General features: G+C 47.6%; 13 protein-coding genes and 1 riboswitch. Of the genes, 4 read left to right on the top strand and 9 right to left on the bottom strand.

Going from position 1 to position 21,786, the window contains the following annotated elements:
• Positions 1–59: 59 nt before the first annotated feature.
• The 3 genes from Q4G98_RS02135 to Q4G98_RS02125 all read right to left on the bottom strand — a co-directional run bounded on the left by Q4G98_RS02135 (position 60) and on the right by Q4G98_RS02125 (position 6,457).
• Complete coding sequence (locus Q4G98_RS02135) at positions 60–3,317, bottom strand: autotransporter outer membrane beta-barrel domain-containing protein (protein WP_298564436.1); 3,258 nt, start codon at positions 3,315–3,317, stop codon at positions 60–62.
• 150 nt (positions 3,318–3,467) lie between these two features.
• A riboswitch (cobalamin riboswitch) is annotated at positions 3,468–3,639 on the bottom strand.
• 233 nt (positions 3,640–3,872) lie between these two features.
• Positions 3,873–4,865 (bottom strand): asparaginase, encoded by a 993-nt coding sequence (locus Q4G98_RS02130; RefSeq protein WP_301961815.1) that lies wholly within the window; start codon positions 4,863–4,865, stop codon positions 3,873–3,875.
• 128 nt (positions 4,866–4,993) lie between these two features.
• Positions 4,994–6,457 (bottom strand): hypothetical protein, encoded by a 1,464-nt coding sequence (locus tag Q4G98_RS02125; protein WP_298564432.1) that lies wholly within the window; start codon positions 6,455–6,457, stop codon positions 4,994–4,996.
• 229 nt (positions 6,458–6,686) lie between these two features.
• Between Q4G98_RS02125 and Q4G98_RS02120 the strand changes: the two genes are divergently transcribed.
• The 4 genes from Q4G98_RS02120 (at position 6,687) to Q4G98_RS02105 (ending at position 12,072) form a co-directional block, all read left to right on the top strand.
• Positions 6,687–8,351: a histidine kinase gene (locus Q4G98_RS02120; RefSeq protein WP_298564430.1), complete on the top strand. Its 1,665-nt coding sequence runs from the start codon at positions 6,687–6,689 to the stop codon at positions 8,349–8,351.
• A gap of 1 nt (position 8,352) precedes the next feature.
• Positions 8,353–9,090, top strand: a complete 738-nt coding sequence (locus Q4G98_RS02115; protein ID WP_298564428.1) for a LytTR family DNA-binding domain-containing protein — start codon at positions 8,353–8,355, stop codon at positions 9,088–9,090.
• Between the two features lie 147 nt (positions 9,091–9,237).
• Complete coding sequence (locus Q4G98_RS02110; protein WP_298564426.1) at positions 9,238–10,407, top strand: iron-containing alcohol dehydrogenase; 1,170 nt, start codon at positions 9,238–9,240, stop codon at positions 10,405–10,407.
• A gap of 105 nt (positions 10,408–10,512) precedes the next feature.
• Positions 10,513–12,072 carry a hypothetical protein gene (locus tag Q4G98_RS02105; protein WP_301961814.1) on the top strand — a complete coding sequence of 520 codons (1,560 nt, stop codon included), beginning with the start codon at positions 10,513–10,515 and terminating at the stop codon, positions 12,070–12,072.
• A gap of 61 nt (positions 12,073–12,133) precedes the next feature.
• Here the strand turns inward: Q4G98_RS02105 and Q4G98_RS02100 are convergent, their stop codons facing one another.
• The 6 genes from Q4G98_RS02100 to Q4G98_RS02075 all read right to left on the bottom strand — a co-directional run bounded on the left by Q4G98_RS02100 (position 12,134) and on the right by Q4G98_RS02075 (position 21,698).
• The gene (locus tag Q4G98_RS02100; RefSeq protein ID WP_298563167.1) at positions 12,134–13,396 is read right to left on the bottom strand and encodes an Nramp family divalent metal transporter; all 1,263 of its coding nucleotides are present in this window, start codon (positions 13,394–13,396) and stop codon (positions 12,134–12,136) included.
• A gap of 187 nt (positions 13,397–13,583) precedes the next feature.
• The gene (locus Q4G98_RS02095; RefSeq protein WP_301961813.1) at positions 13,584–16,460 is read right to left on the bottom strand and encodes a filamentous hemagglutinin N-terminal domain-containing protein; all 2,877 of its coding nucleotides are present in this window, start codon (positions 16,458–16,460) and stop codon (positions 13,584–13,586) included.
• A gap of 41 nt (positions 16,461–16,501) precedes the next feature.
• Complete coding sequence (locus Q4G98_RS02090; RefSeq protein WP_298563170.1) at positions 16,502–18,109, bottom strand: ShlB/FhaC/HecB family hemolysin secretion/activation protein; 1,608 nt, start codon at positions 18,107–18,109, stop codon at positions 16,502–16,504.
• A 98-nt stretch (positions 18,110–18,207) separates the two neighbouring features.
• On the bottom strand, positions 18,208–18,537 hold the full coding sequence (locus tag Q4G98_RS02085) for a helix-turn-helix domain-containing protein (RefSeq protein ID WP_298563173.1): 330 nt from the start codon (positions 18,535–18,537) through the stop codon (positions 18,208–18,210).
• 395 nt (positions 18,538–18,932) lie between these two features.
• Positions 18,933–20,249 carry a sodium:glutamate symporter gene (locus tag Q4G98_RS02080; RefSeq protein WP_177559182.1) on the bottom strand — a complete coding sequence of 439 codons (1,317 nt, stop codon included), beginning with the start codon at positions 20,247–20,249 and terminating at the stop codon, positions 18,933–18,935.
• 36 nt (positions 20,250–20,285) lie between these two features.
• Positions 20,286–21,698: an aldehyde dehydrogenase family protein gene (locus Q4G98_RS02075; RefSeq protein ID WP_366916957.1), complete on the bottom strand. Its 1,413-nt coding sequence runs from the start codon at positions 21,696–21,698 to the stop codon at positions 20,286–20,288.
• Positions 21,699–21,786 lie beyond the last annotated feature (88 nt).

Raw genomic sequence — 21,786 nt, 5'->3', positions numbered from 1 at the left:
TTTAACCCAAAAATCCTCCCCCGGAAATCCGGGAGAGGATTTTTTACATTTAAGCCCTATTAAAAAGTGTAATTAAACCCTGCCTGTACACGCCAGGGGATGTCAAAATCTCCGCCAGCAACACGCTCTACCTGAGCATAAACATTGCATACCGGCGACAGTTTAAAGTCAGCGCCAAGCCCCAATTCATACCAGGTTCCCTTACTGCCCAAATCAATAGTCGCTGTATCACCCATACTATCGGCCATACTCAATCTGCCGCTGCCAGAAAATTCATGGTGCATAGCGGCTTTCGCATATAAGCGGTTCCCCCCCTCCAGCTTTTTGTTATAACGCAGTCCCAAACTGCCTACCAGGCTGTCCCTGCCGTCCATTTTATTGCTGATACCATTACTGCTCGTAAAGCTGCCAGCCCATAAATGGCCATACGTCAGCCGGGCATAAGGTTCGATACTGATACTTTGAGCCACTTGCAGGTTCTGTCCTGCCTCCAGGCTGAAATTAGCGCCCCAGCCGCTTAGTTTGCCATGGTCGGCAGTGCTGCCATTAGTATCATACTCACTGCTCAGATGCGTACCTTTAACGATAAGATCAAAGTATTGCCCACTATCCTTCTGCCAGCTGCCATAGGCCGCCAGGCTGATATTTTTATTTTTGCCTTTGGCAAAAATCGAGCTGTCCGAACTGTCCGCATAATTTACAGCAGCACCTGTATAACGCCGGGTACTCCCCTTAGCAGCAGCTTTATCTACGCCTATGATAGTCTCGGTGCTGTGTCCGTTTACAGCGTCAGTCTCGTACTTGCTGCGGCTGACGCTGCCCCACAGTCCCTCTTGCGCCCCCAGGCGCAGGTCGTGCAGACGGTCGAACAGCATATCGCCGGTATTGCTGCTGCGCCAGCTTTGAACAGCGGCGCCCAGATGCCTGATTGGTGCCAGAGCGTTGACGGTGCTGATTTGAGTGCCCGCTTTTTTGTAGCCGCCGGAAAGCACGTAATCATTGCCCTGCTTGACCAGCTCGGCCTTGTAATGGTACAGCTGGCCGCCGTCATCGACTAACGCCGTATCCACTTTAAAATCAGGGTCGGCATCGGCAACGTTAATGACCTTAACGTCGTTGAACTTGGCCTGCTGCCACTGGCCTTTGGCGTCGGTGTTCAGGACCAGGGTCACACTGCCGCCGGCTTTATTGATCTTGAGCTGGTCGGCCTTGGTGCCGTCGGTATTTACTTTAACAGCGCCGCTGCCTTCTAAAGTATCCACAGTCAGACTGGTGGGCGTAAAGGCCCTGGTCTCGGCTTCCTTATAGGTCAGGTCGATGAGGCCGTTGTTTTTCAGCGTCGTCAGGCTGGAATCTCCCGTCACATTCCATACTGCTCCCGCCCCCAGTTCCAGATCGATTTTACCGTCAGTGACCGTAAAATTGTCGCTGACCTTACCGCTGTCCATCGTCCGCCCGGTAAAGCTGCCGTTATTCAAGATCGCCAGCTGCACCTGTCCGCCCTTGTCGGCCCAGATGAAGCCTGCGTCGTTGTTTGTGCTGTTAGTATCGTCGCCAGCATCATAGCCTGCGCCGGTCATATGCAGATTGCCGGCAGTTATTTTAGTCACACCGCCGTCCGTAGAATAAACCGACGTGGCTACCTGCATATTATTGGCTTTGACGTCGGTAGTGCCAGCTTTATCGGCATACGCAAAGCCCCAGATATTGCTTTTTTCAGTTCCCAGCTGATAGGCTGTCAAGGTATCGGCAACAAGCTGGGCCTGTCCGCCATTGGTAAAGGAACCCTCCAGCTTCAGCAGCCTGTTGCCTGTCAGCTTCACAATACTGCCACAGGTGCTGTTAACGCTGCTGTAGCCCTCCATCTTACTGCTATGTCCTATTACCAGCTCGTTGGCCCCCAAAGTAACTTTCTGCGAAAATTTATATTTCATATCATTATAATCAGCATTATCTAAATCAATATTTTTAGCCACCGTCAGTTTATCAACCCCAGTGATGCTGGTAACATAATTGCCACTATTCTGTTCAATTTTAGTAATATTCAGATCACCTTTGCCGCCGGCCTGCAATTCCATAGTTCCTTCTTTATTTTTACCAGCCTCGTCAAAAAAATAGATCTCGCCCAAAGACCCGCCGATCTCCCGGGCCTGCATTTTGATGGCGCCGTTCTTGCTGATAGAGATCTTTTTACTGTCAAAAACTATCTTTTCCGCATTGACGTTTAAAAGGCCGTTTTCTAATTTTACATCCCCGTTCAGGTTAAAGCTTTGGCTGACACTGTTGATGGTGCCGTCATTTCCCGAAGCCTCTGTAGCGCCATTGGCGGTGCAGAACCCGCCTAAAGTAATATTACCCTCAGAAAAAATATTGGCTACAGCTGCATCACCGAATCTTTCACTGCTGGAACCGATCATACCCACAGCGCCGATAGTGACCTGCTGAGTCCGGATGTCGCCGATGTCAATCTGAACTCCGCCGTTGACGCTTCCTACGGAACCGATAGTGACATTTTTGCCGGTCACCTTGCCGGTAGCGTCATGATGCACCAGCAGCGTTTTGATATCCAGATCATTCTGGGCCACGATCGTAATGGCAGCGTCCGTAGTAGACTTGACATTATTCAAACTCACATTATTGGCCTTGATATTGATCTCGGCCTGACGCCTAGCAATAACGTCGCCCGTATAGTATTTATAGCCTACGCCGCCAAGCTGACGCAGAAAATCCTCCTGATACGTGCCCAAAACCACCTTGCTGTCGCCGCCGATCAGATCGCCGGTCAAGTTCACATTGATCACCGAAACGGGATTATTGGCGTCATCACTGCCGTTGCGGGCGTACAGCAGGTCAAGGTTCATGGAGCCGCCGGTAATATTGACTACACCGCCATTCATAGCCGTTACCAAAGCCAGGTCTTTGATTTTCAAATCACCTTCATAATGGGCCGGTTGATGATCTTTGTCAGGATAATCCATCTTGCCGTACATAAGGTCGTCGTCTTTGCCGTTTTCCTTGCCAATGGTAGTAGTGGCGTTGCCGTTGATATTGAGCACGCTGCCCGCCCCGGCCGCGCCCATGGCGCCGATAATGTTCTCATTCTTCCCGTTAAAGTTCAGGTCAACATTTTGCTTGCCGCCTACCAGATGGATCTTTTCGTCAAGAGCTTCCTGAGTGGCAGTGATCTTGATGACACCGTAATCCTTTTCAACTTTTTCCGGCTGCTCCTGTCCGTAAGCCGCTAATGGATAAGCAGCGCTGATGGCCAAAGCCAGCATGACCGCCTGTCCCAATTTCTTTTGTTTCTGTTTCTGCATTTTTGTCCCCCTTAAAATATTTTCCTCACCAGATATCTTTGATTCTCTATTCCAAAGCGCAAGCTCATGGAAACAAAAAGAAAACGCTCTTCTGCACACAGATACAGAAAAGCGTCAAATAAATTGCGCCATCCCGTCTATCGCAGGAATTTTACAGCGTCAAAATCGGGCAGTTCTTCTGGCTCTGCTTCATCGCTTATCTTGCCTTCCCGGTTTCCCAGTGACATTTTAAGACTCGCTCTGCATTACAGCTGCGGGACAGCACAGGTTTTACACCTGTTTCTCTATTAAGCATTACTGCACCCGATTTTTCGTATTTATATTTTTAAATATTATTACCATTTAATTAGTGATAATTTATATTTTTAAGAATAAATTATAATTTCATTCTCAATTCTATCATTAAGTCCCCCCCTGTCAAGCGTTCGTCCGCATCGAACGGACGACGCCTGACGCTGCGCCCATTAACTAAGCATAGTATAAAGACCTTGATTTTATTAAGCTATAACGACAAAACACCGCCTGCATACGCAGACGGTGTTTTGTTATCAACTCTTAATATTCATTAAACATTCTTTGGATTTCCTGCGGCGCCTTAGTCGTCAGCAGCGCCAGCTGTAAAAGGATTCTCGCTTTCTGCGGATTAAGACTGTCAGCAACAATGAATTTATTTTCATCGTCTGTCGCAATACGGCTGACGATACCGTTGCCAACCCTGGTGCTGCGTACTACGGGGATGCCGCTTTGGGCGATCTTGATCAGGGCAGGCTTCATATCGATATGCAGGTTCCCGTGACCAAAAGCCGCAACGACTAACCCCTGTGCCCCAGCCGCAACTGCTGCCTGCGCTAAAACAGCATCACAGTTTACGTGCAGATAAATAATATCGACCCGCGGCAAAGCAGTCACCTTGCTGACATCGAATTCTGCTGCCGCCGTATGCCGGCGCAAACTTGTTTTATAAAAGACAGGCCGGCCATTTTGAAAATACCCTAAATAACCCAGTTCCCAGGATTTAAAAGTTTCTATATGCGTCGTATTAGTCTTAGTCGCATCACGGGCACCATTGATCTGATCGTTCATCGCAATCAAAACGCCCTTACCTGCCGCCTCCTGCGAGCCGGCTAAAGTAACTGCATTCAGCAGATTCACCGGGCCGTCCGCACTCATTGCCGTAGCTGGGCGCATAGCGCCGACTAAAACCACCGGTTTACTGCTTTTGACAGTCAGGTTCAGAAAATATGCAGTTTCTTCCAGCGTATCCGTACCATGTGTGATCACAACGCCGTCGACATCCTGCTGCTGCAGAAGTTCGTTGACGCGGCGGCTCAGGCTCAGCCAGATATCACTGGTCATATCAAAGCTGCCGATATTGCAGAACTGCTCGCCAGTAACGTCCGCCGCTTCCAGCATTTCCGGCACAGCGTCGATCAGGGTCTGGATACCCAGTTCACCTGCCTGATAGCCTGTCATTTCCGTGTTGGAACCAGCTTTGCCGGCGATCGTGCCGCCGGTACCAAGAATTACTACTTTTGGTTTTCTCATCATTTACACCTGCCTTAATACCATTTTTCTAAAAGGATATATGAAACTATAAGCGTCAAAACACAGCCTATAGCCCAAACTGTTAACATCGGACTTGCCCACAACATTTACATCACATCCTTTGCTTCAAATCATTTTTCTGCCAGCTGCGGCTGTTTTTTATTGTTGGTCGACAGCAGCCACATAACGGCGAAGCTGACGATCAGCCCCCAGGCGCCGGCTGCCATAACGCTTTTTTCGATATTGGTAAACAGATAGACGATCATATAAGTTGCCTCACCGGCAATAGCCCCCCAGATAGCCGCAGTAGCATTGATCCGTTCGGGCCAGATAATAGCGATCAGCATCGGCGCCAAAGTAGCAGAGGCAACGCCGGAAATACCTATCCAGACCATAACGCCCATGAATTGCGGCGGATGCAGCGTCATCAAGACACAGATGATCCCGAAAACTGCCGGCAGGATCTTCGTCATCATAAACGCGATCCGCTGGGCCTTTTCCTGCGGTATATCTATGATTTTCCGTTTGACCAGTGTTTTGATAAAAAGGTCATTAGCGATGCAGGTAGTCATAACCAGCAGTAACCCGCAGGCTGTCGACATCAATGCCGCTACGATCGAAACTGCCAGCATCGTGCTGATGATCGGATGGAAATAAGCTTTGACATATTCAACTACAGCATAGTCGGGCTGCTGTAAATTGGGGTTCAGCGCCAGCATATACAGCCCGCCGAAAATTACCAGCATACAGCAGAACGAAGCTACGATCCAAGTCCAGATCATTTTCTTCATATCTTTAGGATCTTTTAAGGCCAATATTTTCGTCAGCAGCTGCGGCTGCCCCGAAAAAGCAAATTCAATCAGGATCACGCCGAAAACAGTAGCATAGCTGTACATATGCAGGGAATTGGGATTTATGACAGCAGTAAGAAACGGGTCACGCGCGGCAATGATCGTACTGACTTCAGTGATGCCGCCTTTGAAGAAAAAGAAACCTGATAAAAACACGAGCACACCGGCAAACATCATCAGGCAGGTTTGGCCGATACTGGTATAAACATCGGCAAACAAACCTCCTAATGTAACATAAACAATAGTAACTACAGTCACAGCAATAACGGCAGTGCTGTAATCTATATCCAGCAGGCCTGATAAAAGCGTGCCGCCGGCTGATAACTGACCGGCTACATAAAACATCTGGATCAGTACGATGATCGATACCAAAGCTCTCAGGGCATCGCTTTTATACATTTCCCCCAGCCAGTCCGGCAGGGATAAAGCTTTGATTTTTGTATTACTGTCGCGCACACCTTTGGCAATGACAATAAAGCCCAACGTAGAGCCGCCAAAAATAGCTAAAAAGATCCATAATGCCGAGGCTCCCCAGGCATAGGCATAACCGACATAGCCAAGAAAAGTGGCTGCGCTGAAGAAGGAGGCCGCAAAAGCCAGCCCTAAGGATATTGGCCCCATACTTTCGCTGGCAACCGCAAAATCACTCAGTCCTTTGATCTTTTTTGAACCAACGAAGCCCACATAAATAACAAATACCGTATACAGAGCAAAACCTACGTACAGACACGTTTTCAAATCCATAATAAATTTCTCCTTTCATGCTTATTACCAACTGCCCTCCCTCCATAATGGAATAAAGATGTTTCTTGTATGTATAACAAAACTTTTATATAATAAAATCAATCTGACAAACACAGTCAGTTTCCTACATTAAAAATAACATAAAATACTGCTTTACCGAACAAAAATGGAACAAGATGACAAAATCGGCATTAAGATGCCTGATTCTGCCCTTATAAGGAGTGACATTATGCTGACCTTCCTTTATCAGACAATGAGCCATTTATGGTTCGGACTGGCCGTTTTTTTGATAATTTTCTTTATCTGCAGCCGAACCGCTTTTTTTCACGCTACTTTATTCCAACAGCACTATTCCTGGAAAAACAGGCTCCATATCATTGCGTTTTTTTCATTGCTGGGCATCCTCAATACTTACTGGTCTTTGTGGGGCGAAAGCTGGCTCATCAATACCAGTTCTATCTTTATCATCGTTGCCGGTCTGGTCAGCGGGCCCTTGATCGGTTTTGCTGTCGCACTGCTGATCGCCGGCCACTATGTTCTCTTGATCCATACCAAAGCGGCGCTTGTCAGCGGCTGCTTTTTCCTCCTCGAAGGCCTGCTGTCCGGATTTTTATCAGGCTGGCTCAAGGGCAAAAAAGAAATGCTGCCCCACGCCATCGGGATCAGTTTTATTTTCGCTGCCAGCCATATCATTTTGCTGGCCCTGTTTTGCTATCCTTATAAATTTACACCTGCGATCGAAGACTGCGCTCTGCAGGTAATGATCACAACAGCGCTGGGAACCGGCTGTTTTATCGGGCTTATCAAAGACAGCTACAAACAGAAGGATATCCTTGAAGGCCTGGCTGCCAAGATAGCGCTGAACATCACTAACAGCTCGATTTCTGTTTTGCAGAATGGCTTTGACCAAAAGGCCGCTCAAAAAATCACTGAAAGTATCCTGCACAACGTCAAATCCTTTGACGTCGTCTGTATTACCTCCAATTCGCAGTTGCTTGGCTGCACGGCCTGCGAACAGGAACAGCCGTTTCTGACCTATCTGCAGGAAGATATAGAAGCATTACTGGCAGAAAAATTTTGCCCGGACAACGAAAAGCTGACAGTACTGACATCTTATCTGGCCCTGCCGGTCACAAACGGCACTGCCACGATCGGCTATCTCTTTGTAGGGCACATCGTTGCCGAAGCAATGTCGGCTTTTGAAACAAGGCTTGCCGAAGGCATTGCAGCCATGCTTTCTACCCATATTGAGATCAATCAGATCAAGGAACGCACCAAGCTGCTGGCCGATGCGGAAATCAAAGCTCTGCAGGCGCAGATCAACCCGCATTTCCTGTTCAACGCCCTGAATACGATCAGCTATTACTGCGGAGTCCAGCCTCAGACCGCAAAAAAACTCATCAACTATCTGGCTGATTATTACCGTCAAAATCTCGCCGATCCCAATACATTGATTTCCCTGCGTCAGGAACTGCAGCATATCAATGCTTATATCAATATCGAAATGGCCCGTTTTGGTGACAGGCTGAAAATAAATTACGATATCGACGACACAGCCTTTTTCAAGGTCCCTGCCCTGATCCTGCAGCCTATTATTGAAAATTCCGTCAAGCATGGCCTGCATCCCAAATTAGACGGCGGAACCATCACTATAACTGTCAAAAACTGCAGCGATTATTTTTTTATTGCTGTCCACGACGATGGTATCGGTATCCCGGCGGCAAAACTGGATTCTCTGCTGCAGGACGCTCCTGACCGTAAATCGATCGGTCTCGTCAATATCAACAAACGCCTGCTGGCAATCTATGGTCCTGACAACGGCCTGCGGATAACCAGCACCTATGGTACAGGTACCACTGTCAGTTTTACAATACCCAAACAGGAGGAGGATTAAAATGCTGAAAATAGTTATCGCCGATGATGAATTTCCGGCTCGCCAGGAATTACGCAGCTTACTGGAAGCCGGCGGCAAGGTAAAAATTACCGCCGAATGTGAACACGGGCAGGCAGTACTCGATTATTTTTCAGCGAATACTGCCGACGCAGTTTTTCTGGATATCGAAATGCCCGTTCTGGATGGTTTGACCGTTGCCGAAAAACTTCGTTCTTTGCCGCAGCCTCCCAAAATAATCTTTTCCACCGGTTTTGACCAATTTGCTGTACGCGCCTTTGAACTGGAAGCTTTCGACTATATCCTGAAGCCTTATACGCAAACAAGGCTGCAGGCTGCAGTTCTAAAATTACAAAAAGCTTTGCAGGATCAGCAGCAGCAAGCACCGGCCCGCGGTGATTTTCCTATTAGGCTCTCTCTTTGGGCTGATAATAAACTGCTGGTCTTTGACCCCAAAGAAGAAATTTATCTCATTAAAACTGATGCCGGCAAAAAAATCCAGATCTATACCAGCAAAGGCATTCTGGAATCAAACCTGCCCTTAAAAGTTTTAGAAGAAAAGCTGAATCCCTGCGGTTTTCTGCGCACCCACAAAAGCTATATCGTCAATATGAACAAAGTGCGGGAAATCATTCCCTGGTTTAATGACACTTATATCCTAACTGTTGAAAATTGCCCGGAAAAAGAAATTCCCGTGTCGCGCCACTTCATTCACAGCTTCAAAAATTTCCTTAATTTGTAAACTGCTTTTACTGTAAATGATACCTCCAGCAAGTTTGCTATAGTTTACAATTATTTAACTTTTTATCTTTCTACAGTACGTTGTATATTGTATTCAAAATGTTATAATAAAGGTATCAAGGCAAATTATTTTAGGAGGTGTCAAGCTATGGCACGATTTACTTTACCGCGCGATATTTATTATGGCGCAGGCGCAATCGAAGAATTAAAAAATCTGGAAGGGTACAAAAAGGCAATGATCCTGACCGGCGGCAGTTCCATGAAACGTGGCGGCTTTTTAGAAAAAGTCGAAAACATTCTGCATAGTATCGGTATGGAAACCCAGCTTTTTGAAGGCATCGAACCGGATCCATCCATTGAAACCGTTTTCAAAGGCGCGGCGGCAATGCGCAAATTCCTGCCTGACGTTATCGTCGCCATTGGCGGCGGTTCACCTATAGATGCGGCGAAAGCCATGTGGGTCTTTTACGAGCACCCGGAAGCAACCTTTGAAGAAATCAAAAAACCTTTCAACATTCCCAAACTCAGAAATAAAGCGATCTTCGTAGCGATCCCTTCTACCAGCGGTACGGCGACCGAAGTAACAGCTTTCTCAGTTATCACTGATTATGCTACCAACATCAAATATCCGCTGGCTGATTTTGAGATCACTCCGGATATTGCTATTTTAGATACCGATATTCCCCTGACCATGCCGAAAACCCTGACCGCCCACACCGGCATGGATGCTTTGACCCATGCGATCGAAGCTTATGTCGCTTCTGCACGCAGTGATTTTTCCGATCCGCTGGCGTTAAAAGCTATCAGCGATATTTATGACAGTTTGATAGACAGCTATTACGGAGATAAAGATGCCCGCGGCAAGATGCATATCGCCCAATGCCTGGCTGGTATGGCCTTCTCGAATGCGCTTCTGGGTATTGCCCACAGCCTGGCCCATAAAACCGGGGCTATGTTCGATATTCCGCACGGCTGCTGCAATGCTATCCTGCTGCCCTCGGTTATCCAGTATAACGCGAAGGTTTGTGCCGACAGGTATGCAACTATCGCACGGATACTGGGACTTCCCGGCAGTACTGATAAACAGCTGACCGACGCTTTGATCGACTCTATCAAAGAATTAAATCAAAAACTGGGTATCGCCCAGACCTACAAAGAAAACGGCGTCAGCGAGGAACTGTTCAAACAGCATACAGATGAGATCGCTGCCAATGCGGCCCTCGACCCCTGCACTGCCTCCAATCCGCGGCCTATTGATGCCGAAGGCTTAAAGAAAGTTCTGACCTGTGCTTATTACGGCGAACCTGTAACCTTCTAAACTCAAAAAGTACAATGCCCTGCTTTTGCAGGGCATTTTTTTCTGCCAATAATAAACGTATGTGGTATAATAGGCATAATTTCAGAAAACCGGGGAAGTATTTTTATGACTAAAAATGAACTGAGTATTTTTGCTTATATAATCGAACACATAGATGAAAACGGCATTTATCAGGGCGGAGCACTGATCGACGACCCAACGCCATCCTTACCGCGTCCCTTAGGCAGCGACGACGCCTATGTCTATACTGCCGAAATGCCGCCTGACCTGCCCGGTGCCGAAGCCGTCTGCAGTATGCTGCTGGCCTATGCCGATGAACCTTCTGCTGCAGCAAAGGCCGTTTTGGGAGAAGCCCTGACCAAAATCTTATGCATCAGTATCTGCGACCCGTTAGTAGAACTGCTGTCAGAAAATGAAGTGCCTGAAGCACTGCTGGCACTAGCAGAAGACTGGCTGTATACTGCGCACAAACGCGAGCTGGTCAAATATGCCATCGTGCTGCTGGCTGTCTTTGGCCTGGAAACACTGCGCCGTGAACATTCCGAAAATCTCTGGGACGATCTGGTAGATCTGTGCCGCTGCGAAGAATTTACCTTTTTCCTGACCTTTGCCTACCGCATCAACAACATCGCTCCACAGGAAGAATTGTGGGAACTGGCGCGTTCTACCAAAGGCTGGGGCCGGATCTTCACTCTGTATGACCTCGAATGTACAGCAGAAGAACAGGAAGTCTGGCTGCTGCACCACGGCTGCGAAATCGAAATAGATTATGCGCCGGTCTGCCTGGTCGTAATGCGGAAAGGCCGGCTGCTGCACCATTTGCGCCAACAGCAGCTGGACTACGCAACCTACCGTGGCTGCCTCTTGATCATCAATAATTTTGTCATGATGCTCGACCGTTACTACATTGGTAAAGGAGACCCTACTTACATCGACATCAGCGGCATCGATACCGAAACGCTGATCCGTGAGCTGCTGCGCCATGCAGAACGCTACGCCGGCAGTCCTGCCGATTTGATTGGTATCATCAATCTTTCCCTTGGCCTGCAAAAACTGATCACTGACAATAACTGGGCAGCACTACCGTCCAACACCTGCCACGAACTGGTGAGCCGCTGTGAAAAGCTGATCTACAGCCGTGACTGGCAGCAGGAAGTGCAGGAACAGCTGTTCAAAAAAGACGGCAGCATCGACTATACTATTGCCGAATTTGCTTTCGAACTTGATCTTGATATCTGGGAACGTCTTTTCGATTATCTTAAACAGCATCCCCTGGAAAGCGGTCTGTTCCCTTATCTTTTAGGCTTTGAAAATGACGACCGACCGCAAAAGGTACTGACTTTCATCGAAAAAAATCTCAGTATCTACACCCAGTCGGAGACAGCGCTTTTGATACCGCTAAAATATCTGGAAACCCATCCCGGAACGGGAATCCCCATCGTCACGGCAGCCTTGACTTCTATTTATGACTGGCCCCGCGGCGCCGCTTCCATTATTCTCGAAGAATGGGGCCACGAACAACTGACACCGGCTCTGCGCGCAGCGCTTATTACGGCACGCAGACTCAGCCAGCACCCGCTGATCACCATGCGTATCGATGCTTTACTGGAAAACAAGCCCTTCAGCGTCGCCACTATGCTGGAACAGCTGGGCAATAAAAACTGATCTATTAATAACAAAAGAGTTCCCGCTAAGCGGGAACTCTTTTGTTTCTCAGGCAGCAAATTTATTGCAGGCTGACATATAAAAGATACAGATTAAGCGCCGTAACAATAATACCTACCGCATACAACAAACCTTTGGTAAAGGGTTTATTAGCATATTCACCCATGACTTTTTTCGAAGAAGTGAGCCAGATCTGCATGAAAACAGTCAGCGGCAGCTGTACGCTGAGCAGCATCTGGCTGACAATCAACCCCCAGAAAGGATCATTGATAAAGTAAAGCACAATGACGGCGGGGACAAAAGTCAGCAGCAGCCCGACTCGTGAATGAATATCTTTCATATCGTAAGGTTCGCCGAACATCCCGGAAAAAATAGTAACGCCTGCCATGCCTGCCGTAGTCGTAGAAGCAATACCGGCAAAAAGCAACGCTATCGCAAAAATATGCGCGGCATTCGCACCTAAAAGCGGCACCAGCAGCTCCTGTGCCTGCTGCAATTCACTGACGCTGACACCGCGAACGAAAAAGGTCGCTGCCGCCAGTAAAATCATGGCACTATTGATCGCCCAGCCGATACTCATAGAAAAAAGCGTATCGACAAATTCAAAACGCAGCTGTTTCTCCATCATTTTTTTATCTTCCAGATTCCAGTGCCGGCTTTGGATAATTTCAGAATGCAGAAATAAATTATGCGGCATGATAACTGCGCCTAAAATACTCATGACCACCAGCATCGAGCCTGCCGGGATATTCGGTACCGTCCAGTTGATAACAGCCTGAGGCCAGTCAATATGTACCATTGAGATTTCAAACAAATAAGACATGGCGATCACAGAAACAAAACCTGCGATCCATGTTTCCAAACGGCTGTAAGAATTAGTCCACAGCATCACAGTGCAAACAACAGCTGTAATTATAGCGCCAACCATGATCGGGATACCAAACAGCATATTAAGAGCAATCGCCGCGCCTAAGATTTCAGCCAGCGCAGTTGCCTGCGCCGCCATGATCGCTGTCACCAGGATCGGACGTGAAACTCGTTTCGGCAGAAATTTAGTCGCCGCCTCTGACAGACATTCACCAGTAACAATACCCAAATGCGCCACATTATGCTGCAATAAAATCAGCATCAACGTTGATAAAGTCACAACCCACAGCAGGGCATACCCATGATCCGCGCCGGCCGCCAAATTAGCCGCCCAGTTACCCGGATCAATAAAACCGACTGTCACCAGAATGCCGGGCCCGATAAAGCGCAGCAGTTCTTTTGCCTCTTTGCTTTGTTTATGGATCTGTAAAAGTTTGTTTTTGAACATACTTAGCATAGGCTTCACTCCGCATCAAAACTAAAACTATTATTTATTAATAATATTATAGAACTATTCTGCCAAAGAAACAAGCTAAGCAAATTAGATATTTTTATTATTTAGTTACGATATTAGAAAATAACAAAGAACCCACAAAACTTTTGTTTTATGAGTTCTTTGTTTATATTTACTCTGAGCAAGAAGCTTACATCCTGATGCCTGTCCCCTGAATTCTCACTCTGCCTGCTTCATCTTCAGCACGCTTTTCTGATTCCAGTTTTTGGCGCACTGCCTTTAATTCGTCATCCGTATGCTGCACATTGATCAGCGCAGTCTTATAGGACGCACTATCAATAACGGACGGGTCAACCGGCAGTCTTCCAGGTTTTTCAGTCTTAATTGTGACCGTTAACTTACCGCCATCGCCAACAGTGATCTTATAGCCGTCCTGCGTAGAATATAACAGCGCACTTAAATCATAGGTACCCGCTTCCTTCACCTCTAAGGCTTTGATTTTACTCGGGTCAAAATCTACTCCCATAGCGGTCAGTTTATCAATAACTGCCTGCGCTAAATCAGTATAAGCAGTACCGGCAGTTATCTCGATCTCAATATCGCCGACGCTGATGTCCAGCGGTGACAGGAACCCCTGTAACAACGGCGTACTTTGCCCGGCACTATACCCCAGCCAGGCGTCCTGCTCGCCGTTGGCTGCTGCTCCCGTCATAAAAGCCGTGTTAAAATCTTCTGTTGTTACATATGTGTTTCCACTATAGTCATAATAAAGCTGCGTGGCAGGATCAAAGTAAAAAGCATTGCTAATAACTCCATTACCGGCTGCAACGATACCGTTACCAATGGCTCCGTTTTCAACCTTCACTGAACCCGTATTATAAGTATTTTTAATCTGGCCCTTATTACCAGCAACAATACCACCTGCAAAGCAGGTTTTCGTCGAAGTACCTTTATCTGCGCTGACAGCACCAGTATTATAGACATTAGTAATATTGCCAGAATTGTTATTACCAACGATACCTCCAACTAACAACTGTAGCGCACCCGCTCCTGTTCCTGCGACAACGCCTGTATTATAGCTGTTTTTTATTGCACCTCCATTATTATAGCCAATAATACCACCAATCCACCCATTGCCTTTAATTGTACCGCTATTATTGAACTTCTCAAATTCTAATGCGGCATCATTTTCCCCAAAAATACCGCCAGCATATCCTGATATACCCACTGTGATTGTCACAGCACCACTGTTGCTGAGATTAGTAAAACTCCCTGAAGAATTCGTAGAGGAATTATGACCAATAATGCCGCCAGCATATCCTGTATTGGTCGCATTTACTATAACAGCACCACTATTACTGATATCCTCAAATTTTCCCTGATACACTTGACCCACAATGCCTCCTGCATATGAGAAAGCTTCCACTCCTGTCACTGTGCCAGAGTTATGCAGCTCGCTGTTTACCACATTAGTATTATCGGAATTGTTACTATAACCTAAAATTCCGCCTACGTGCCAGGTTCCTGTTACCGCACCCGTATTTTCTGCCTTGCTGACCTGACCACCGTTATTTGTGCCGACGATACCGCCGGTGTTCCCCTGACTGCTGTTGGTAACAGTGATAGTACCTGCATTCTTCACGTTCTTGATCACGCCTGTTTCATTGTATGGCTTAGAATAACTGTTGTAACCTGCTATCCCGCCGACATAGAGATTGGTAGCACCATCGGCCGTAATATCTACATTGCTCACAGCATTTTGGATAATACAAACAGCATTTGTCGGGGTAGGAGTACCGCTTACCCCTTGAACGGTATTGCCATTAACTCCCACAATGCCACCAATATAGTTAAACATTGATGTCAAATTATTGGCCACAATCTTACCGTCAGTCTGCACATTTCTGACGCTGCCTGTTACTATATTGCTGACACCTACATTATAGCCAACCAGGCCGCCAGCACCAATAACACTCCCAGTAAAAGTATAGTCGATTCCAGTAAGCTGCACATTAGCGATCTTTCCGGCAGATACCCCAAACAGACCGCCATATTGGCTGGTACTGTTATTTATATACAGATCACTGATCGTATAGCCAAGGCCATCAAACACGCCTAAAAATTTCCAACTTGTGCTTGCATGTAAAGGTGTAAAACCAGCACCGTTATTCCAGGTTTTCGTTACAGCACCGGCAATATTATTTGTCAGCATATATCGACCAGTTCTATCATCCTGAATATTCTGCAGCTCATAAATATCGCTGATCAGCATACAGTCGTTGATGGTATTAGCATCGCTGCCATTAATTTTGCTGCCGGTAAATAAAGTGCTACCTTTGTCTGCCGCGCCTGTATTATAATCCCTTATCGTATGATCTGTACTGGTACCATTTTCTATTACAGAAAATGTCTTCGTCCCCGTCGTTTCGTAGCCGACATTAATAGTGCCGTCTGCTTTGAGGACATAGTTCGCCTTATCGGCAGCCGTTACGGCATCCCCGTTTTGTTTTTGGATATCGGCAGCATTGCCCAGGCTGATATTGACCCCTTCTATCGTCACTTTATCGGCGCGGATCACGCCCAGATTGAGTACATCGGCAGTAACATTACTCAGGTCGACCGTCGGCGTACCGTTAAAGCCATTGATATTCTCGTCGGTCATTTTACCTGTAGAAGCATGCAGACTGCCTACGTTGACCGCCGCACCTTTGCCAAACAGAATACCGTTAGGATTGAACAGAAAGACATTGACGCCCTGTCCGTTCAATGCGCCGTAGATCTCACTTTTAGTATTGCCGGTGACATAGTTCAGCACACTGGCCATATTTTTAAAATTGACGGTTTCCCCGTTGGCGATATTGAACTGCTCCCATCTTATCGCCACGTTATTATTGCCTTTCCCGGTGATATCCATGATATTGCCGCTGCCGCCGATAGTACCGCTGTTGCTGCCGCCTACGACTGAGCCGCCCTGTGGCAGCGCATAGGCAGCGCTGCTGACAAACATGCCGCCGATGATCAGTGATAATACCAGGCGTCTGGCTAAATAAGTTTTGTTATATTTCATCGTTCCCACTCCTCGCATTAGTTTTTCTCTGCCAGCTTCGGCTAGAACAGTTTATAAGCCTGGAACCACAGGCGGCCGTTCTTGTCTTTATCCTCGCTTTGGAACTCTTCGCCGTTAAGCTTACGTGCATAGTCCAGCCGCAGGTAATAATCCCCTGCTTTGGCATACTGTACGCCCACGCCCCAGCCTGCCAGATTACGGTGCCGGTCGTCATAGCCCCTTTGCAGCACTTCGCCGAAATCGACAAAGGTCGCCAGGCTGAGATGCGGCAGAGACGTATTATAGCGCAGCTCGGCTGTAGCCTGATAACCGCTGTCGCCGCTGGCCTCGCCCTGCGGATAGGCGCGTACACCGTTGGCGCCGCCCAGGCTGAACTGCTCACTGCCGTCCAGCTGCTTATTAGCCAGCTGGCTGTGGAAGTTCAGCAGCAGGTATACTGTGTTGCCCAAGCGGCGGCTGTGGTTGACGTCACCGGTCAGTTTCTGGAAGCTGCCTTCTGTCACGCTGTCAAAATCTTCGTTGGTGAGCTGCCCCCAATAGTACAGGGCGCTGTAGCCTGTATAGCTGCCCCGGCCGCGGCTGCTGCCGCTGATACCGGTATGCAGGGCATTGCTGCTTTTTTTGGCGTTGTAGCCAAACAGGTGCATTTCGTCCTGCAGCTGGCGGTTGTCGTAGCCGTAGACCAGTTCCAGTTTACTGCTGCTGGTATTGGTCAGGGGCGTACTGCCATAAATGCTGAAGGTTTTGGCTTTGCCAACTGCGTCCAGCAGGCTGAAGTAGTCGCCCAGGGTATAATCCATCTGGCTGTAGGCAATACCCAGACGGCTGCCGTCACCGCTGACGGGCAGTTCGTAGCCAATGTTATAGTTGCGCATATCTTCATTGCTTAATGTGCCGCCTACGGTAAATTTGTCACCGATGCGGCCGGGGTCGTTGATAGTCGTCTGCAAGCCGTAACGGTAGCGGCCGCTGTATTTACCGCCGTGATTATCGGCATACAAAATCGTTTCCACGGCTTTTTTATTGGCAACGATGATCTCAAGATCACTGCTGCCAACTGTTTGTCCTGCCTTGAGCAGACCTGCGGCACTGACGCCGGGCAGGTCGTTGAGGTTGTTGAGCACCGTTTCCAGTTCGTTTGTTTTAATATCCGTACCGCTGTGCAGTCTGCTGATGAAGCTGCTGATAACGGTGTCTGCCAGTCCGGATTTGTTGTTGACTGTTACCTGCCCCAGCTGCCCCAGCAGGATACGCATTTCGACGACACCGTCCTTGATCTGCTGCGGGGGTATAAAGGCTGTAGCAACGGTATAGCCCTGACTGCGCAGGTAAGCTGTTACCTTATCGGCAGCCTGCTGCAGCTGGCTCAGGGTCAGCTCCTGCCCGACATAGTCCGCTACGAGCGGGGCATAAGCTGCCGCATCGATACTGTCGGGACTGGTAAAGCTGATAGCATTGACGGCAAAGCTTTGCTTCCCGGTCAGTTTCTCCCCTTCTGTCTGCGTGCTGGTCAGTTCCGCCTGCTGCGGTGTCTGCGCCTTGTTTTGTTCCAGCGCGCGCAGATCGCTGTTGGTACTGGGCAGCGCCGGTGCGGCAGCTGCTGTGGCGCAGCTTAAAAGCAGCGCCACTGTCAAACCCTTCTTTTTCATAACATCCCTCTCCCTTTGCGTTAAAAATAAGTTTTGGTTGTTTTAATATAAAAGCCTGTCTGGCTAATCCTCGCAGCTACTGCTGCGGTACTGGCTCTTTATTGTTTTGATAAGCGCAGCAGCTTTAGCAGCTGCTGTACCTCTTCCGGCGAATAAAACTCCTGTCGTGTTTCGTCAGACTCACATCTGCTACTGACCCAATCGGAAGCTTTTCTGGCATCTAAAAGTGTTTCCAGGCTGCAGCCTAAAAGATTGGCGATGCGCAGCAGCAGCTTCAGGCTGATCTGCACGTGATTATGCTCTAAATTACTCAGATGGGTCTGACTGACACCGATACGTTCGGCCATTTCCTGCTGGCTGATCTGACAGGCAGCGCGCAGGAAGCGGATATTGCCGCCGATACGCGTCAGGCATTTTTCGTCGTACATCTTTTCACCTCATTTTGAAGGCACTGAGATATTGCTTGGAAACTCTGCAATGCGCACTTTTAGATTTTTAATATTTTTAGCTTTTTACGTCAAAAATATTTGTTATTATTTATACAAAGTCATTATAGCACGTTTGCACCCCCCCACAAGACATACAAACAGATATTTTCGACGCAGTTTGGCTGCGTTATTGCCCTTACGGTTTGATAGCCGCCGAAGTTACAGGAAATATTCACTTTACCAGCTGATAACCGGTCCAATAAATCAAAAAAATACCACCGCTCTGCCTGAGCGGTGGTATTGAAACTATTAACTGCTGTTTAAAAATAAAAAAAGACTGAATGAATTCAAAATTCATTCAGTCTCATAACTATAGAGATTATCCTAAAATCACTTCAGCCTTTGCGGGCAAATAAGATCCAGGCGATGGCCAGCGGCACGATACCCAGCCCTACACCAATACCAAGGCAATAAACCATCTGACCTGCCATATACAAAGCCGGTAGGATAACCGGCATCGTACCAAAAACAGGTGAGAAAAATGAGGAGGCGATCCCTTGCGCATCCGGCGCAGACGATTTACCATCAGGATCGACCGCACGTACCAGAGCCAACCCTGTTGGTACAGCTCCTGAAGCCATACCGAATAAACAACAGGCTTTTTCAAACCATTCATGTTTACAGCAATGCTTACAGAAAAAGATACCGATAGCCATTGTCATTCCCAATACTAAAATAGTATAGATCAATATTGGTACGATAAAAGTAGTTACCAGACTTAGTTTGATAGTTGCTACCGCCGAAATAATGATAATATCCAATGTCATACCGGAAATATTATTCACAGCAGCTTTGTCCAGATAACCATCCGTTTTCGTTTTCCACATAAAATATCTGACGATAGCCGCGCCCAGCATACCGTAAACCATACTATTGATGTGTCCGATCGGAGCATAGACAAGCGCGAGCCCTTTAATAATGATACCGCCGAACCACATACAAAACATAATCATGGCAAACTGAAAGATTAAGGCATTAATGCCGCTAGTAGACACTCTGGTAACACCTATCGGTTTCTGCTTATCCTTGGGCAGAACTCCACCTAAAGTAGGGTCATAGCCACTGGCAGGGACTTTTGTATAAGCGGCATAACCTTTACGGATACCCCAGTTGACCATGACCATACCGACTGTAACCGCCGCCATCAGACCCAGTGTCGATAAGATCATGCCCATACCCAGCGCGCCTTCGGAGCCCAGCTTTTCCAAAGCCGTTCCAGCCGCACCTGCAGTACCATGTCCGCCCCAGAAAGAAAATACACCCAGCAGCCCCCATCCTTCAGGAAGTCCCGGCCATATCTTCGCCAGAAAATCGCCTAACGGCAGGCCAACCAGTAGCTGCATACCCCAAATAGCGATACAGATACAAGTATAATCAACATAATTGCGCAATCTTTCCTTATCAAAAGTAATGCCAAATACGATACAGGTCAATACCACACCGATCAGCGCCCCGGCATAACTGCCAAAGGATTTGGGGATTTCCAGCACTCCCAGTACCTGCTGACCTAAAAGCAAGGCAATAAACCCAGCCAGCATTGAAGTAGGTATGTACAGCTTTTGAATAGGTTTACAAAACTCGCGGACAATAAAGCCCAGTATCATCAAAGCACCCAAAAGCTGCATATCAGTCAGTAGCGAAGCAAATGTCATCTTACACCCTCCCTTACATCAGACTTATCTTTCTGGTCATTTCTCTAGCTGCTCATCGTAATATTCCCCGAAGAGCTCCTGCAGAGACGGCATATCTTCGGGGATAGGCCGTGCGACCCAGGTTGTATTCATATAATGCTTCAGACAAATATTTTCGGAAACGATATTGCCCCCCCAGGTACCACAGCCCATTGAAGAAGTTGCCGGCATACCGTTAGTAGCAGCACCGGCGTTCGCCTTATTCTGCGGCTGCCTTACCATAATGCGGGAAACAGGCGCCGCCATTGCCAACCGGTGAATATGTTCGTCGTTGAACGAATAGATACCGCAGGAATGACCTTTACCGCCGACTTCGTAAATAGCACGCATCATCGTCAAAGCGTTCTCAAATTCGCCGTCATATTTGAATACTGTCAACAGCGTCGTCAGCTTTTCGCTGGAGAAGAAATGTTCCTTACCGATTTTATCTCCAATCACCATAATAAATTTATATTTGCTGTCAATATTAAAACCGGCTGCTGCCGCAAGCTGCTGCGGTGAAATCGCTACTGTATCCGGCAGCCTATGCCCCTGTTCATCCCAAAGGACTTTTTTGAGAGCTTCGGCCTCTGCCAGAGTTGCTTCATAAGCCCCTTCATCCTTTAATGCCTGCAGCATTTCATCATAAACCGCTGCGTGCACCACTAAATTACCGTCGCAGGAACAGCCTGAACCATAGTCCGAGCATTTACTGATACGAGTATTCAGTGCCGCTTCTTTAACATCGGCCGTTTCGTCAATAATCATCGTCGAATTGCCAGCACCTGAACCATAGGCGGGAGTCCCGGAACTGTAAGCCGCTTTGACCATTGCCTTACCGCCAGTAGCAATAACCAGATCGCATCTTTGCATCAATTCCTGCGTCAGGTCGATACTTGGATTAGTAATAACCTGCAAAAGATCGGCCGGAGCACCTTCTTTTTCCAGAGCTAGCCGCATGATCTCTACAGTTTTAGCCGTTACTTTTTTGGCCCGCGGATGCGGCGAGAAAATCATTGCATCTCTGGCTTTCACAGCAAAAACTGCCTGTCCGGCCGGCGTAAGACACGGATTAGTCGTTGGTACCAGACAGCCGATAACTCCAACTGGTTTACCATACTTAACCAGACCTTTAGCCGGGTCTTCTTCAATGACGCCGACGCTTTTTTGTCTCAGACAATCACGCAGGATGAGCCGCACCTTATTGCGTTTATTGACCTTTGACGCATATTCACCTAAACCTGTTTCTGTAACGGCTTCCTGTGCCAATACCTTCCATGTCTGCAAATTAGAAACCGCCCAGGCAACAGCCTGGCATAAACGATCGATTTTTGCCTGATCATAGTTCTCAATGGTTGCAGCGGCTTTTTTCGCTTTGGCAATCATCAACTCTAATTCTTTAATTTGCTCTGCTGTAACTTTACTCATCAAATCATCTCCCTTACGGATAATAGAGTACCTTTGGTTAATTTTATTGTAATTTTCAGACAGTTTTCTGTCTAATACTTGTTTTTAATCA

The sequence above is a fragment of the uncultured Phascolarctobacterium sp. genome (genome assembly GCF_958349595.1).
GTDB lineage: Bacteria > Bacillota > Negativicutes > Acidaminococcales > Acidaminococcaceae > Phascolarctobacterium.
Note: the sequence above shows the minus strand (reverse complement) of the source record. Positions and strands in the feature narration are given on the sequence as shown.

What these genes read in the sequence shown, in the direction of transcription:
- Q4G98_RS02135 (WP_298564436.1), bottom strand. Translation starts at nt 3,317, where the DNA reads ATGCAGAAACAGAAACAAAAGAAATTGGGACAGGCGGTCATGCTGGCT.
- Q4G98_RS02130 (WP_301961815.1), bottom strand. Translation starts at nt 4,865, where the DNA reads ATGATGAGAAAACCAAAAGTAGTAATTCTTGGTACCGGCGGCACGATC.
- Q4G98_RS02125 (WP_298564432.1), bottom strand. Translation starts at nt 6,457, where the DNA reads ATGGATTTGAAAACGTGTCTGTACGTAGGTTTTGCTCTGTATACGGTA.
- Q4G98_RS02120 (WP_298564430.1), top strand. Translation starts at nt 6,687, where the DNA reads ATGCTGACCTTCCTTTATCAGACAATGAGCCATTTATGGTTCGGACTG.
- Q4G98_RS02115 (WP_298564428.1), top strand. Translation starts at nt 8,353, where the DNA reads ATGCTGAAAATAGTTATCGCCGATGATGAATTTCCGGCTCGCCAGGAA.
- Q4G98_RS02110 (WP_298564426.1), top strand. Translation starts at nt 9,238, where the DNA reads ATGGCACGATTTACTTTACCGCGCGATATTTATTATGGCGCAGGCGCA.
- Q4G98_RS02105 (WP_301961814.1), top strand. Translation starts at nt 10,513, where the DNA reads ATGACTAAAAATGAACTGAGTATTTTTGCTTATATAATCGAACACATA.
- Q4G98_RS02100 (WP_298563167.1), bottom strand. Translation starts at nt 13,396, where the DNA reads ATGCTAAGTATGTTCAAAAACAAACTTTTACAGATCCATAAACAAAGC.
- Q4G98_RS02095 (WP_301961813.1), bottom strand. Translation starts at nt 16,460, where the DNA reads ATGAAATATAACAAAACTTATTTAGCCAGACGCCTGGTATTATCACTG.
- Q4G98_RS02090 (WP_298563170.1), bottom strand. Translation starts at nt 18,109, where the DNA reads ATGAAAAAGAAGGGTTTGACAGTGGCGCTGCTTTTAAGCTGCGCCACA.
- Q4G98_RS02085 (WP_298563173.1), bottom strand. Translation starts at nt 18,537, where the DNA reads ATGTACGACGAAAAATGCCTGACGCGTATCGGCGGCAATATCCGCTTC.
- Q4G98_RS02080 (WP_177559182.1), bottom strand. Translation starts at nt 20,249, where the DNA reads ATGACATTTGCTTCGCTACTGACTGATATGCAGCTTTTGGGTGCTTTG.